Annotated in this window: 11 protein-coding genes; 10 read left to right on the top strand and 1 reads right to left on the bottom strand. The window is 73.2% G+C overall.

The window, feature by feature from the left end; all coding sequences use genetic code 11:
- Positions 1-24 precede the first annotated feature (24 nt).
- Both IE311_RS08955 and IE311_RS08950 read left to right on the top strand, forming a co-directional pair.
- Positions 25-1,386 (top strand): nicotinate phosphoribosyltransferase, encoded by a 1,362-nt coding sequence (locus tag IE311_RS08955; protein ID WP_189831058.1) that lies wholly within the window; start codon positions 25-27, stop codon positions 1,384-1,386.
- Positions 1,387-1,578: 192 nt separating this feature from the next.
- Positions 1,579-2,691: an ABC transporter substrate-binding protein gene (locus IE311_RS08950; protein ID WP_189831057.1), complete on the top strand. Its 1,113-nt coding sequence runs from the start codon at positions 1,579-1,581 to the stop codon at positions 2,689-2,691.
- Between the two features lie 52 nt (positions 2,692-2,743).
- On the opposite strand, the gene IE311_RS08945 is transcribed toward IE311_RS08950, so the two are convergent.
- Positions 2,744-4,240 carry an IMP dehydrogenase gene (locus tag IE311_RS08945; protein WP_189831056.1) on the bottom strand — a complete coding sequence of 499 codons (1,497 nt, stop codon included), beginning with the start codon at positions 4,238-4,240 and terminating at the stop codon, positions 2,744-2,746.
- A 380-nt stretch (positions 4,241-4,620) separates the two neighbouring features.
- Between IE311_RS08945 and IE311_RS08940 the strand changes: the two genes are divergently transcribed.
- From IE311_RS08940 to IE311_RS08905, 8 genes are all read left to right on the top strand, one after another.
- A complete protein-coding gene (locus IE311_RS08940; protein WP_189831055.1) occupies positions 4,621-6,297 on the top strand; it encodes an NAD(P)/FAD-dependent oxidoreductase in 1,677 nt (558 codons plus the stop codon).
- On the top strand, positions 6,294-7,877 hold the full coding sequence (locus IE311_RS08935) for an ATP-binding protein (RefSeq protein WP_229901803.1): 1,584 nt from the start codon (positions 6,294-6,296) through the stop codon (positions 7,875-7,877). The genes IE311_RS08940 and IE311_RS08935 overlap by 4 nt, the downstream gene beginning before the upstream one ends.
- On the top strand, positions 7,874-8,227 hold the full coding sequence (locus tag IE311_RS08930; protein WP_189831054.1) for a UBP-type zinc finger domain-containing protein: 354 nt from the start codon (positions 7,874-7,876) through the stop codon (positions 8,225-8,227). The genes IE311_RS08935 and IE311_RS08930 overlap by 4 nt, the downstream gene beginning before the upstream one ends.
- Positions 8,228-8,261: 34 nt before the next feature.
- Entirely contained in the window at positions 8,262-8,933 is a 672-nt protein-coding gene (locus IE311_RS08925) for a pyridoxine/pyridoxamine 5'-phosphate oxidase (RefSeq protein WP_189831053.1), read from the top strand.
- Positions 8,934-9,107: 174 nt separating this feature from the next.
- Positions 9,108-9,524, top strand: a complete 417-nt coding sequence (locus tag IE311_RS08920) for a hypothetical protein (RefSeq protein WP_189831052.1) — start codon at positions 9,108-9,110, stop codon at positions 9,522-9,524.
- On the top strand, positions 9,521-11,443 hold the full coding sequence (locus tag IE311_RS08915) for a GMC family oxidoreductase (RefSeq protein WP_189831051.1): 1,923 nt from the start codon (positions 9,521-9,523) through the stop codon (positions 11,441-11,443). Before IE311_RS08920 ends, IE311_RS08915 begins: the two co-directional genes overlap by 4 nt.
- 62 nt (positions 11,444-11,505) lie before the next feature.
- A complete protein-coding gene (locus IE311_RS08910) occupies positions 11,506-12,309 on the top strand; it encodes a hypothetical protein (protein ID WP_229901802.1) in 804 nt (267 codons plus the stop codon).
- 201 nt (positions 12,310-12,510) lie between these two features.
- Positions 12,511-13,827, top strand: a complete 1,317-nt coding sequence (locus tag IE311_RS08905; RefSeq protein ID WP_189831049.1) for an FAD-dependent oxidoreductase — start codon at positions 12,511-12,513, stop codon at positions 13,825-13,827.
- The last annotated feature ends 93 nt before the right edge of the window (positions 13,828-13,920 follow it).

The following is a 13,920-nucleotide window of genomic DNA, read 5'->3' as shown; positions in this document are numbered from 1 at the left end:
CGTCCGGCCGCGCATGCTCGAAGCATGTCCCAGGTGACCACCACCGACCTGTACGAGGTCACGATGGCGCTCTCGTACCTGCGGGAGGACATGCGGGCTCCGGCCACCTTCAGCCTCTTCGTCCGCGACCTGCCGCCGGGCCGCGGGTTCCTCGTCGCCGCCGGCCTCGAACCGGCCCTCGACTACCTCGCCCGCTTCCGGGTGGGCCGCTCCGACGTCCAGGAGTTCGCCGAGGCGCTGAAGCGGCCCGTCGAGGACCTCGCACCGCTGCAGGGCCTGTCCTTCGACGGGCAGGTCCGCGCCGTGCCCGAGGGGCGGTGCGTCCTCGCCGGCGAACCCCTCCTCGAGGTCACCGCGTCCCTTCCGCAGGCGCAGCTCGTGGAGACGTATCTGATGTCCCTCCTCTGCCATCAGACGGTGATCGCGTCGAAGGCCGCCCGGTGCGTGCTCGCCGCGGGCGGACGGCCGCTGGTGGACTTCTCGCTGCGCCGGGCCCACGGGCCCGAGGCGGGCCTGCAGGCGGCGAGGCTCTGCGCCCTGGTCGGCTTCGCCGGCACCAGCAACGTCGCCGCGGCGCGCCGGTACGGGATCCCCGCCGCCGGCACGATGGGCCACTCGTACGTCGAGACCTTCACCTCGGAGGAACAGGCCTTCCGGTTCTTCGCCCGCACCCATCCCGGTCCCGTGACCTTCCTGGTCGACACCTACGACACGGAACAGGGCGTGGCGACGGCCGCGCGGGTCCTCAGGGACCTCCGGCTCGGGCCGGGGTGCGCGATCCGCCTGGACAGCGGCGATCTGGGCGCGCTGGCACGCCGGGCCCGTGCCGCCCTGGACGAGGCGGGGCTGCGGGACGTTCGGATCATCGCGAGCGGGGGCCTGGACGAGTACGCCGTCGCCACCCTCGTACGGGAGGGGGCACCGATCGACGCGTACGCCGTGGGCACCAAGGTGGGAACGGCCGCCGACGCGCCGTACCTGGACGCGGCGTACAAGCTCGTCGAGTACGACGGCCGGCCCGTCATGAAGCTCTCCGCGGGCAAGGCGACGGCGCCGGGCCCCAAGCAGGTCTTCCGCGGTCCCGGCCTGCGGGACGTCATCGGTCTGGCGAACGAGGAACCCCCCGAGGGCACGGAGCCGCTGCTCCGGACGGTGATGCGCGGCGGACTGCGCACGGAACCGCCGGACACCCCGGCCGCCGCACGCGCCCGCTTCGAGAGCGATCTCGCCGCGCTGCCGGAGGAGGCCCGGCTGATCGAGGACCCGACGGCGCCGCTGCCGATGGCGTCGACGCGCCTCACAGTCCTGGCGACCCTCGTACGGCACCGGATCGAGGCCAGGACGGGTGCCGGACGACGGCCCGGGGACACCGCTCCGGAGCGGTGAGCGCCGTCGCCCCTCCGGCTCGGCGGGCGTCCTCACGGCTCCGGAACGACGAGCGTCGTCACGGCGCCGGATCCCCGGTGTCGTCACCGCGCCGGGAGCTCCGGCGCCGGGCCGGGCTCAGGAGGCCCCGCGCTCGCGGCGTCCGAACAAGTCGCTTGCCCGCGGCGGACGGTGACGGATCCAATGACCGGCATGACCAGAGCACCGTCGCCGGCCGCGCCACCGCCCACCGACCCCACGCCCCTCCGCCTCGGCGTTCTCGCCCCGCTCACACCGCCCGGCTGGGTGGGGGCGGGGCGGCACCTGCTCGCAGGGCTCGAACTGGCCGCGCGCGAGGTCAACGACGCGGGCGGGATCGACGGCAGACCACTGGAGCTGCTGGTCAGGGACACCGCGGCCGATCCCGAGCGGGCCGCGGCCGCCGTCGGGGAACTGGCCGGCCTCGGTGTGGCCGCCGTGGCGGGCGAGTACCACAGCGTCGTCGCCCGCGCCGCCGCCGCGCGGGCCGACGCGCTCGGAGTGCCCTTCCTCTGCTCGTCCGGGGTGCTCGACGCGCTCACCGGGGAGCCGACGGAGTGGGTCGCGCGGCTGGCCCCGGCGCAGTCCCGCGGCTGGCGGATCTACGGGGACTTCCTCCTCGGCGCGGGCCACCGGAGGATCGCCGTGGCGACCCAGCCCAGCGTCTACTGGGCGTCCGGGACGGGCCTCCTGCGGGACCACCTCGCCGCCCGCGGTGGCACCGTCGTCGAACTCGACGCGAACGCGCTCACCCCCGAGGCCCTGTGCGACGCGCTCGTCGACCGGGGCGCGACGGCGCTCCTGCTGCTGGTCGGCCATCCGGAACCGGCGGTGCCGATCGTCAGGGCCGTCCGGGGCGACCGGCGGCTCGGGGAGCTCCTGATCGGCGCTCCGGCCGGGCAGCCGGAGTTCGCCGAGTGGGCCGCGGTGCTGGGCGGGGACGGCGCCGGAATCCCGTTCCTGCGCTATCTGCCCGAGCGCCCCGGTCCGCTCGGCGAACGCGTCGGGCGGGAGCTCCGCGAGCGGCTGGGCGAGGAGCCCTCCTTCGTCGCCTTCGAGGGCTGGGACACCGTCGCCGTCCTCGCCGAGCTGCTGCGTTCCCACGGAACGGACCGGGCGGCGATCGCCGCGTCGTGGCCGCGCGTGGCGGTCGAGGGGACGCGCGGCCCGATCCGGTTCTCCCGCACACCGGGAATCGGTGTGTGGCAGTGGACCTGGGCACCCGTCCAGGTCGTCGACCGCGACCCGGCGGAACCCGGGCGGTTCCGGGTTCTGCACGCAGGCTGAGGGCGTACGGTCGGCCGGTCGCCGGGGCGAGCGGCCGACCGGCCGGGGCCCGTCAGATGTGCGTCGCCGGGGTGTCCCGCAGGGTGACGTTGGCGTGGCTCTCCTGGAAGCTCTGGTCCGAGACGAGGGTCATCCGGGCCGTGGACCGGAACTCCGGCAGGGTGGCCGAACCGCAGGAGACCATCGTGGTCCTGAGCTTCGCGACGGTCAGGGCGAGGCCCTCGTCGAGGTCACCGGCGTAGGGGACGTAGCCGTCCACGCCCTCCTCGAAGAGCAGCCCCTGCCCGCCCTGGCCGTAGCGCTGCCAGTTGCGGGCACGGTTCGATCCCTCGCCCCAGTACTCCTTCACGAAGCCGTCCCGGGTGGGCACCTTCGCGCCGGCCGCCTGGTCGAACCGCGCGAAGTACCGCCCCATCATGACGAAGTCCGCTCCCATCGCCAGCGCCAGGGCCACGTGATAGTCGTGCACCAGACCGCCGTCGGAGCAGATCGGGACGTACTCGCCGGTGCGCTCGCGGAAGGCGTCCCGTGCCGCCGCGACATCGAGCACGGCGCTGGCCTGGCCGCGGCCGATGCCCTTCTGGTCGCGGGTGATGCAGATGGAGCCGCCGCCCACGCCGACCTTGACGAAGTCGGCCCCCGCCTCGGCGAGGAAGGTGAACGCCTCACCGTCGACGACGTTGCCACCGCCGACCGGGATCTCGGGGTAGTGCTTCTTCACCCAGGTCAGGGCCTCCGCCTGCCAGTCGCTGTAGCCGTCGGACGAGTCGAAGCACAGGGCGTCCGCGCCTGCCTCGACCAGCGCCGGGACGCGCTCCCGATAGTCGTGGGTGTTGACGCCGGCCCCCACGCGCAGGCGCTTGGCGGCGTCCACGACCTGGTGCGGGAACCGCTTGTTGTCCGTGTAGTCGGACCGGAACACCAGGTGCTGCAGACTGCCGTCGGCGCCGACCACCGGGAGGCAGTCCAGCCGCTCGTCCCACAGCCTGGCGTTGGCCTCGGAGAGCGTGGTGTCGGGGCCGACCGTGGGCAGGTCGGCGATGGCCGTCATCCGGCCGCCGACCGGTTCGGCCAGGTCGTGGCGCTCGGGGTGGAAGTCCCGGGAGGTCACCAGGCCGAGCAGCCGGCCGGTGGCGGTCCCGTCATGGGTGACGGCGGCGGTGCTGTGCCCGGTGCGGCGCATGATGTCGACCAGCGCGCCGAGGCTGTCGCCGGGGCGGACGTTGGTGTCGCTGGTGACGAATCCGGCCTTGAAGTTCTTCACCTCCCGGACCGCCGCCACCTGGTCGTGGACCGGCTGGTTGTGGTGCAGAAAGCTCAGTCCGCCGTTGCGCGCGAGCGCGATGGCGAGTTCCGGGGTGCTGACGGCCTGCATGATCGCCGAGGTGAACGGGGAGTGCAACTCGATCGCCGACGCCTCACCGGCGATGTGCCGCACCAGGGGCGTGCGCAGATCGACCGTCGCCGACGAACAGTCGATCCGGGTCCGGTTCGGCAGGAGCAGAAACTCGTTGAACGTCCGCGAGACCTCGGCGATGATCTGTGCCACTCGTTCCTCCTGACCCGTCGGCCGGGGCCCGGCTGCCCCGCCGTGATGAACGCCCCCGTGTTCCAGGGCCCGGGCGGGCAGGGGTCGGCAAGGCAGGCGTGGAGGTGCCACACACCGCGGCAGAGCCCTGACCGGCCCGTGGATTCCACGGGGTGCGGTCGTGACGTGGACCCTATCGACTGCCCGGCCGATGCACGAATCGCCACCCTCGCCGGCCCCGCGGGGACACCCCCCGGCCACCGGGCACGGACCGAGGCGGGGAGGCGGCGGCCCCGGTGCGCGGGAACATGCCGGTCCGCACGAACGAACATACGATGGGCGGGAGCCGGCGTCGGCGGTCCCGCCGTGCCGGCCGTCCGGAGCGAGCAGGGCGGAGACGCATGGCACAGGCCACCGACGCGGCGCGAACCGTCATCCTGACGGTGGACGACGATCCGGGAGTGTCCCGCGCCATCGCCCGGGACCTGCGGCGCCACTACGGCGGCGGGTACCGGATCGTGCGCGCGGAATCGGGCGAGTCCGCGCTGGAGGCGCTGCGCGAACTGAAGCTGCGGGGCGACCTGGTGGCGGTGATCCTCGCCGACTACCGCATGCCGCAGATGAACGGCATCGAGTTCCTGGAACAAGCCCTCGCCGTGTACCCCGGGGCACGGCGGGTGCTGCTGACCGCGTACGCCGACACCAACGCCGCCATCGACGCGATCAACGTGGTCGACCTCGACCACTATCTGCTCAAGCCCTGGGACCCTCCGGAGGAGAAGCTCTATCCGGTGGTGGACGACCTCCTCACGGCCTGGCGCTCCAGCGACTACCGGCCGGTTCCCGCCACCAAGGTGGTCGGGCACCGATGGTCGGCGCGTTCCTCGTACGTACGGGAGTTCCTCGCCCGCAACCAGGTGCCGTACCGCTGGTACTCCTCCGACGAGCCGGAGGGACGGCGGCTGCTCGACGCGGCCGGCGCCGACGGCCTCCGGCTGCCCCTGGTGATCGCTCCTGACGGCACCGCGATGGTCGAGCCGGACGCGCCCGAACTGGCCGCCCGGGTGGGTCTCGCGACGACACCGACCGCGGACTTCTACGACCTCGTCGTCATCGGCGGCGGCCCGGCCGGGCTCGGCGCGGCGGTGTACGGGGCCTCCGAGGGACTCAGGACCGTGCTGGTGGAACGCTCGGCGACCGGCGGACAGGCCGGGCAGAGCTCCCGCATCGAGAACTACCTCGGCTTCCCGGACGGGGTCTCGGGTGCGCAGCTCACCGAACGGGCGCGCCGCCAGGCGAGCCGCTTCGGTGCCGAGATCCTCACCGCGCGCGAGGTCAAGGGCCTGGAGAGGAACGGCGCGGCACGGGTCGTGCGCTTCTCGGACGGCTCGGAGGTCGCCGCGCACAGCGTCATCCTGGCGACCGGAGTGTCCTACCGCCACCTCCTGGCCCCGGGCTGCGCCGACCTGACCGGCCGCGGCGTGTACTACGGCTCCTCCCTCACCGAGGCGTCCTCCTGCGAGGACCAGGACGTGTACATCGTCGGGGGCGCGAACTCCGCCGGGCAGGCGGCCGTCCATCTGTCGCGGGGCGCGAAGTCGGTGACGCTGCTGGTGCGCGGGGAGTCCCTGACGGCGTCGATGTCGTACTACCTGATCCAGCAGATCGAGGAGGCGCCGAACATCACCGTGCGGCCCCGGACCGTCGTGGAGGCGGCGCACGGCGAGGAGCACCTGGAGCGGCTGACCCTGCGGGACGCCGCGAGCGGCGCCACGGAAGCCGTCGACGCCCAGTGGATGTTCGTCTTCATCGGAGCGGCCCCGCTGACCGACTGGCTCGACGGGACGGTGCTGCGCGACGAGAACGGCTTCATCCTGGCGGGTCCGGACCTCACGCCGGACGGGCGACCGCCGGCCGAGTGGGAACTCGACCGTCCGCCCTACCACTTGGAGACCAGTGTTCCCGGTGTGTTCGTGGCAGGCGACGCGCGCGCCCGGTCCGCGAAGCGGGTCGCCTCCGCCGTAGGAGAGGGAGCCATGGCCGTGATGCTCGTCCACCGGTATCTGGAGCAGTCATGAGCGGACAGGTCCTGCCCTGCGACCGGCACGAGATCGCCTCGCTGTTCCTCTTCGAGAAGCTCTCGCCCGAGCAGCTCGGGCGGCTCTGCGCCGAGGGGCGGGTGGAGCGGTTCGACACCGGCCCGGTCTACACCGAGGGCGACCCCGCCACCTGCTTCTACGTGATGATCGAGGGCACCGTCGTCCTGTCCCGCCGGGTCGGCGGCGACGACGTGGAGGTGAGCCGCACCTCGCAGCGCGGGGTGTACGCGGGCGCCATGCAGGCGTATCTGGGAGACCGGGTCCCCCAGACGTACAACAACTCCATGCGGGTGACCGAGCCCACCCGGTTCTTCGTGCTGCCGGCGGAGTCGTTCGCGGACATCATGCGGGAGTGGTTCCCGATGGCGGCGCACCTCCTCGAAGGGCTCTTCTTCGGTTCCAAGAACACTCAGCGCGCCATCGGCCAGCGCGAACGCCTGCTGGCGCTGGGGTCGTTGTCCGCCGGGCTGACCCACGAGCTCAACAACCCGGCCGCCGCGGCCGTACGGGCCACCGCGGACCTGCGGGAACGGGTCGGCAAGATGCGGCACAAGCTCGCGATCATCGCCCGGGGACCCTACTCCCGGGAGGCCCTCGCCGAGCTCATCGAGATCCAGGAACGCACCGCCGAGCGGGTCGCCAAGGCCCCGGTGCTGAGCCCGCTGGAGGCCTCCGACCGGGAGGACGAGCTCACCGACTGGCTGGAGGACCACGGGATCCCGGAAGGCTGGCGGGTCGCGCCCACCTTCGTCCAGGCCGGTCTCGACACGGACTGGCTGGACCAGGTGGCGGCGACCGTGGCCGAGGACGTCCTGCCGGGGGCCGTCGGCTGGCTCAACTACACCGTCGAGACCGAGCTGCTGATGGACGAGATCGGCGACTCCACCAACCGCATCTCCCATCTGGTGGACGCGGCCAAGCAGTACGCGCAGCTCGACCGTGCCCCGCACCGGGACGTCGACGTCCACGAACTCCTCGACAGCACACTGCTGATGCTGTCCGGCAAGATCGGCCGGCGGGTGCGGGTGGTCAAGGAGTACGACCGTTCGCTCCCCGAGGTGCCCGCCTATCCGGCGGAGCTGAACCAGGTGTGGACCAACCTCATCGACAACGCGGTGTCCGCCATGGGCAGCGCCGGCGGCGACGGCACCCTGACGGTCCGCACCGCACGCGAGGGCGACCGGCTGCTCGTGGAGTTCCGTGACACCGGCCCCGGGGTTCCCGAGGACATCCGGAGCCGCATCTTCGACCCCTTCTTCACCACCAAGCCGGTCGGCGAGGGCACCGGTCTCGGCCTCGACATCTCCTGGCGGATCGTCGTCAGCAAGCATCACGGCAGCCTCCAGGTCGAGTCCGTCCCGGGCGACACCCGGTTCCAGGTGCTGCTGCCGCTGACCGCGCCGGAGACCGAGTCCGATTCCGAATCCGATTCCGGGACCGGGACCGGAGCGGAGTCGGAGACCCCGAGCACCACCGGAAACGAGACCGATACCAAGGCCGAGACCGCATCCGAGACCGCTGCCCGGACCCGGACCGAGACCGCCGAGGAGCCCGCATGACCGAGATCGACGGCATCGACCCGAGCACCCCCCCGAGCGGCACGGGCTGCGCGGACTGCGACGCGGTGGGCGGCTGGTGGTTCCACCTGCGGCGCTGCGCGCAGTGCGGCCACATCGGCTGCTGCGACTCCTCGCCGGCCCAGCACGCCACCGCCCACTGGAAGTCCACCGGGCACGCGCTGGTACAGAGCTTCGAGCCGGGTGAGGACTGGTTCTGGAACTTCGACACCGGGGCGCTGTACAAGTCCGGCCCCGCGCTGGCGCCTCCGGGCGGCCACCCGACCGACCAGCCGAGCCCCGGCCCGGACGGCCGCGTACCGCAGGAGTGGCAGCGGCTCCTCCATCGCTGAGGAGGAGGGGGCGGAGGCGAAGGAGAGGGACGGCATGGCCGAGAACGACGATCCCACGGTCCGTGACTGGCTGCGCGGCATCGAGGTGTTCGCGCGTCCCCTCCCGGAGTTCGCGACGGACGAGGCTCCACCGGAGCCGTCGTCGCTGTTCCTCGAGTGGCTGGCAGACGCCGTGGAGGCGAAGGTTCCCGATCCGCACGCCATGACCCTGTCGACCGTGGACGAGACGGGCGCTCCCGACGCCCGGGTCCTCATCCTCGAGAACGTGGACGCCTCGGGATTCCAGTTCGCGGGGCACGCCGTCAGCCCCAAGGGCAGACAGCTCGCGGACAGCGGCCGGGCGGCCCTCACCTTCTACTGGGCGCAGCTCGGGCGGCAGGTCCGGGTCCGTGGCGCCGTCTCCCCCGCGGCCGCCGACCGCTCGGCCGCCGACTTCCTGGCCCGTTCGGTCACGGCACGGGCCGAGGCCCTGCTCGGCCGGCAGAGCCAGTACCTCATCGACCCGCACGAGCGGGAACGGGCCCTCCGGGCGAGCCTGGCGAGGATCGAGGCGGATCCGGACCTCGTCGACCCCGCCTGGACGCTGTACGTCCTCGCACCGGACGTGATCGAGTTCTGGCAGGCGGCCCCGACCCTGGTGCACGTCCGGCTGCGGTACGAGAGGGACGCCGGGACCCGCTGGCAGCGGCGCCTGCTGTGGTCCTGACCTCCGCCCTCTCCCTCTGCCCCCGCCGTCGGTTCGCGGCTCCCGAGCGGTAGGGCGTGTGTCGTACTGCAGCTCGTCCTCCGCCGCTCCTGTGGGTGAGCGCCCAGGGGCGTGATCAAGCCCTTCGCGGGGCGCGGCGCATGGTGCGGCGGGGGGTGGGGCACCGATGCCCGCGTGCCCATCACTGACGAGACAGCGCCCTTCACCGCCCTCTCCGCACGACTGACCGGCTTCGACACGGCGGAACTGGCGGCCACCGGATTGACCGATGTGTACCGTGCGGTGGCCTCGGAGCGGCTCGGCGCCCTGCGGTACGCCCGTCTGTTGAGCGAGGTGCGGGAGGATCCGGACGCCGTGATGGACGGCGAGCTGCGGGAGGCGGCCCGGGCCGTGACGTATCTCTGGTACACGGGCAGCTGGCCGGGGTCGCCGCCGTTCGTGGTGTCACCCCGCGCCCTCGCCGAGGGGCTGGTGTGGAAGGCGGCGGGGGTCGGTGCTCCCGCGACCGACCCCGGGGGGTACGGGAGTTGGGCCGGGGCGGGAGACCGGTCGGTCCCGGGCGGCGGTACGGGTGAGGGGAGCTTCGCGTGACGCGATACGACGTCGTCGTCGTCGGTGCCGGTGTCGCGGGCTCGCTCGTCGCCCATCGGCTCGGCGGGCACGGCCGGCGGGTCCTGGTCCTGGAGGCGGGGGCGGCGGACCCGGCCGGTCCCGGTGAAGGTGCCGGTGACGGTGCCGGTGACGGTGACGGTGCCGGTAAAGGTGCCGGTGGAGCGGTCGACGGTACGCCGGCCACCGCCCCGGTGGCCGCCCCGGCCGAGGCCCCCGGCTTCCCCCGGCCCCTTCCGGCGGCTCCCTGGCCCGAGGTCACGGACCTCGCCGGCACGGACGGGGTCCCCGGATACCGGGCGTCCGGTCACCTCCGGCAGGACGGTCCGCTCCCGTACGCCAGCGGCTATGTGCGGGTGAACGGCGGTACCGGCACCGTCTGGACCGGCCTCGCGCCACGGATGCTGCCGGAGGACTTCGACACCGAGCCTTTCGGGTACGGGCGGCGGTGGCCGATCGCGTACGACGATCTCGAACCCCATTACCGCTCTGCCGAGCGGGAGTTGGGGGTGGCCGCCGATGCCGAGGAGCAGCGCGGGCAGGTCGGGCTGCCCTTCCCCGACGGTTATGCCTTCCCCATGCGGCCACTGCCGGCCGCGCGGCTGGACCGGATCCTCGCGGCCCGCCTCGACGGACGGCGCGTGAAGGATCCGGTGGCCCGGCGCGAGGTCGAACTGAGGGTGGTCGGCACGCCGCACGCGCGCAACGGCGTCCCGGATCCCCGGTACGACTCCGGTCGCGGGTATGTGCCGCGCGGCCGGCGGGGGCGGCCGGACCCGGACAGCCGGTGCGTGGGCAACGCGACCTGCATCCCGCACTGCCCCTCGTACGCGAAGTACACCCCGCTCAAGACCCAGGGCCGCTGGAGCGGCACCGTCACGCTCCGGGACCGGTCCGTGGTGAGCCGTGTCCTCGTCGACGCGAGCGGGCGCGCCACGGGCGTGGAGTACCTCTCGCACGACGGGAAGAGGTCCGTCGTGCACGCCGATGTGGTGGTGCTCGCCGCGCACGCCGTGGAGAACGCCCGGCTGCTGCTGCTCTCCGGGCTCGCCGGGCGCAGCGGACAGGTCGGCCGCAACCTGATGGACCATCCGGTGCTGCTGACGTGGGGGCTGCTGCCCGAGGACGCCGGGCCGTACCGGGGCCCCGGCTCGGTCTCCGGTTTCGAGGGCTTCCGCGCGGGCCCCGGGCGCCGGATGCGCGCGCCGTTCCGTATCGAGTTCGGCACGTGGGGCTGGATCTGGGCGAAGGGTCCGGTCGATACGGACGTGCAGCACTTCCTCACCGAACGGGGCTTGTTCGGGAAGGAGTTGCGGAGGGCGGTCGGGGACCGGATCCGCCGCCAGTTCACCCTCCAGTTCGAGATGGAGCAGGGCGCCGACCCCGCGAATCGGGTCACCCTCCATCCGTCCGAGCGCGATCCCCTGGGGCTGCCCCGCCCCCTCGTCACATACGACCTCGACGAGCACGTGAAGGAGGGGATGGTGGCGGCCCGGGCGGTCTCGGACCAGATCTTCGCGCTGCTCGGCGCCGAGGACCACACCGACTACTCCCCCGTGGCGGACTGGCCCGGCCGTTTCGAGATCGGCGGCCGCGCATACGGCTACCGCGGGGCCGGCCACGCCGCCGGCACCCACATCATGGGCGACTCCCCGGCGACCTCGGTGGTGGACTCCTGGCAGCGCTGCTGGGACCACCCGGGCCTGTACGCGGTCGGCTGCGGCAGCATGCCCTCGGTGGCCACCTCCAATCCGACCCTGACCATGGCCGCGCTGGCGCTGCGCAGCGCGGAGCGCGTCGAGTCGGACCTGGCGGCCCGTGACCGCCCGGTGCTGCTCGGTCCGCCTCCGCGGCCTTCCGTGACCGGCGAGACACCACCGACCCGAGGAGCCTCCGCATGACCGGCCCACTGCCCCTTCCGCCCGTCTCCGAGCCCTTTCGACTCCCTTTCCACTACGGGGCGTTGCATCAGATCGGCCTCGACTGGCTGGTCGATCCGGGACCGGTCCGCGAGCTGCTCGCCAAGCACCATCCGGATCTGACGGCGGCGGAGTTCGACGACGGCGGGGCGCTGGTCTCGCTGAACTACCAGCTGTACTTCGCGCAGTACGCGTTCGGCGGCGGCGTGACCCAGGAGATCGAGTTCAGCGCGATCGCGTTCCCGACGGGCGCGGAGGGCCGGCTGCCGCGGCTGAGCTACGCCCAGTACGCGCAGGGCTGGGACCAGACGAAGCTGCTCGGCATCGCACGGATCCACGTCGTCTGCGACAACCCGTTCGCGATCAGGGCCGGGCGCGAGCTGTACGCCGAGCCCAAGTACCCGGGCCGGTTCGAGGTCGACCTGCCGTCGCTCAACGGACCCGCGGGCGAGACCTGGACCGTACGGTGCGAGGCGGCGTCGGCCGGGCCGGACGACATGTCGGAGGAGGACCCGGGACCACTGCTGGACCTCAGGGCGGAGCTCGACGGCCTCACCCCCGTCGCCGCCAACTCCGCCCCCGTCACCGGCTACGGCACCGACCTGGAGGGGCGCCTGCTCGCCGGCCCGATGAACGTCTACCAGCCGTACCGCTGGTACGACCTGGCCGCCCCCGAGCACTCCGGGCGAACCCGGCTGACGGTCCACGCCTCGGACGGCGACCTCGGCTCCGCCGTCGTCACCCTCCTCGGCGAAGGCACACCGGCCGTCGGCGCCTGGACGTTCCAGTCGCCCCCCGTGGCGGCACACAACCGCCCGTACTACGTGCCGGCGGCGCCGCGCTCCTGACGGACGCCGGGCGGCGGGGGCCGGCCGGGGTGGGCGGGCGGTGCGGCCGGGGCGGGCGGTGCGGGCGCCGACGCCGGGCTCACCCGGCGGCCGTGGGACACCGGTGGGAAAATCGGGGTGAGGGACCCCTCCCCGGGAGGTCTCATGGAAACGCGCGGGCCCCACCGACTGGGTGAGAGTGCTGTCGTCGTCGGTGCGAGCATGGCGGGCCTGTGTGCGGCCCGCGTGCTCTCCGAGCACTTCGGACAGGTCACGGTGGTCGACCGCGACGCGTTGTCGGACGACGTACGGTGGCGTCCTCGCGTGCCGCAGGGGCGGCACCCGCATCTGCTGCTCCAGGCGGGCAGCCGACTGCTGGAGGGCTGGTTCCCCGGCATCCTCGACGAGCTGTACGCCGCCGGCGCGACCGAGTTCGACTTCTGCGGAGACTTCTACTGGCACCAGTGCGGCGGCCCACTGATCCGCCCGCCCACCGGGATGGTCGGGCCGGTGATGTCTCGCCCCTTGCTGGAGGCGACCGTCCGCGGGCGCGTCGCCGCCCTCCCCGGGGTGAGCCTGCGGGGCGGGTCCTCGGCCAAGGGAGTGGTCACCGGCGACGCGGGGGCCCGGATCGTCGGGGTCCGGATGTCCGACGGCTCGGCGCTCGACTGCGATCTCCTGGTCGACGCCACCGGACGCCAGGCCAGAAGCCTGGGATGGCTGAAGCGGATGGGGTACGCCGAACCACCGACCTCCGTGGTCACCGTGGACGCCCACTACACGAGCCGGACCTACCGTCGCGAGGAACAGCCGGGCCGGGACTGGAAGGCGGCCGCCGTGATCGGCGACCCCGAGACCCGGCGCCTCGCCGTCGCGCTCCCGTGGGAGGGCGACCGGTGGGTCGTCGGGCTCGTCGGCATCAACGGCGAGGTCCCCCCGACCGACGAGGCCGACCGGCTGGCCTTCGCCCGCTCCCTGGGTTCACCGGTCATCGCCGACCTCATGGCCGCCTCACGGCCACTGGACGAACCCACCGGCTACCGGTTCGCGGCGAACCAGCGCCGGCATGTGGAGCGGATGCGCCGGTTCCCCCTGGGCTGGCTGCTGATCGGCGACGCCGTGTGCTGCCTCGACCCGATCCACGGGCAGGGCATGAGCACGGCCGCCCAGCAGGCGGCCACCCTGGGGCGGGTCCTCGACGAGAGCCGCGCCCTCGACCGTCACTTCTCCCGCCGCTACTTCCGCACCGTCGCCCATCCGGTCGCCGCCGCCTGGTCCGTCGCCGTCGCCGGCGACTTCGTGTACGCCGGCACCACGGGCAGCAAGCCGACCGGTACCGACCTGCTCAACCGCTACATGACCCGGGTCACCGTGGCGGCCCGGCACGACGCCGCGGTGTGCGTCCGCCTCGGCGAGGTGTCGGGCCTGATCCGCAGGCCCGAGTGGCTTCTCACCCCCGCGTTCGTCCTCCGGGTGCTGCGTCACGCACGGCGGCCCGAGGAATCGGTCCACCGGACGGAGACGACCGGGGTGGCCTAGGGCGTGTCCGCAATGTCAGTTGGGGAGCCATAGTCGCAGGCAGGCGATGGTGACCAGGGCTTTGTAGTGGCGGGCTCGTTTGTCGTAGCGGGT

This window comes from Streptomyces zaomyceticus, assembly GCF_014656215.1.
In the GTDB taxonomy this organism is placed as follows: domain Bacteria; phylum Actinomycetota; class Actinomycetes; order Streptomycetales; family Streptomycetaceae; genus Streptomyces; species Streptomyces zaomyceticus.
This window is presented reverse-complemented; position numbering and strand designations above follow the sequence as displayed.

Excerpts from the sequence above, each read along its gene's own strand:
- IE311_RS08955 (WP_189831058.1), top strand. The coding sequence starts at position 25 with ATGTCCCAGGTGACCACCACCGACCTGTACGAGGTCACGATGGCGCTC.
- IE311_RS08935 (WP_229901803.1), top strand. The coding sequence starts at position 6,294 with ATGAGCGGACAGGTCCTGCCCTGCGACCGGCACGAGATCGCCTCGCTG.
- IE311_RS08905 (WP_189831049.1), top strand. The coding sequence starts at position 12,511 with ATGGCGGGCCTGTGTGCGGCCCGCGTGCTCTCCGAGCACTTCGGACAG.
- IE311_RS08930 (WP_189831054.1), top strand. The coding sequence starts at position 7,874 with ATGACCGAGATCGACGGCATCGACCCGAGCACCCCCCCGAGCGGCACG.
- IE311_RS08925 (WP_189831053.1), top strand. The coding sequence starts at position 8,262 with ATGGCCGAGAACGACGATCCCACGGTCCGTGACTGGCTGCGCGGCATC.
- IE311_RS08940 (WP_189831055.1), top strand. The coding sequence starts at position 4,621 with ATGGCACAGGCCACCGACGCGGCGCGAACCGTCATCCTGACGGTGGAC.
- IE311_RS08950 (WP_189831057.1), top strand. The coding sequence starts at position 1,579 with ATGACCAGAGCACCGTCGCCGGCCGCGCCACCGCCCACCGACCCCACG.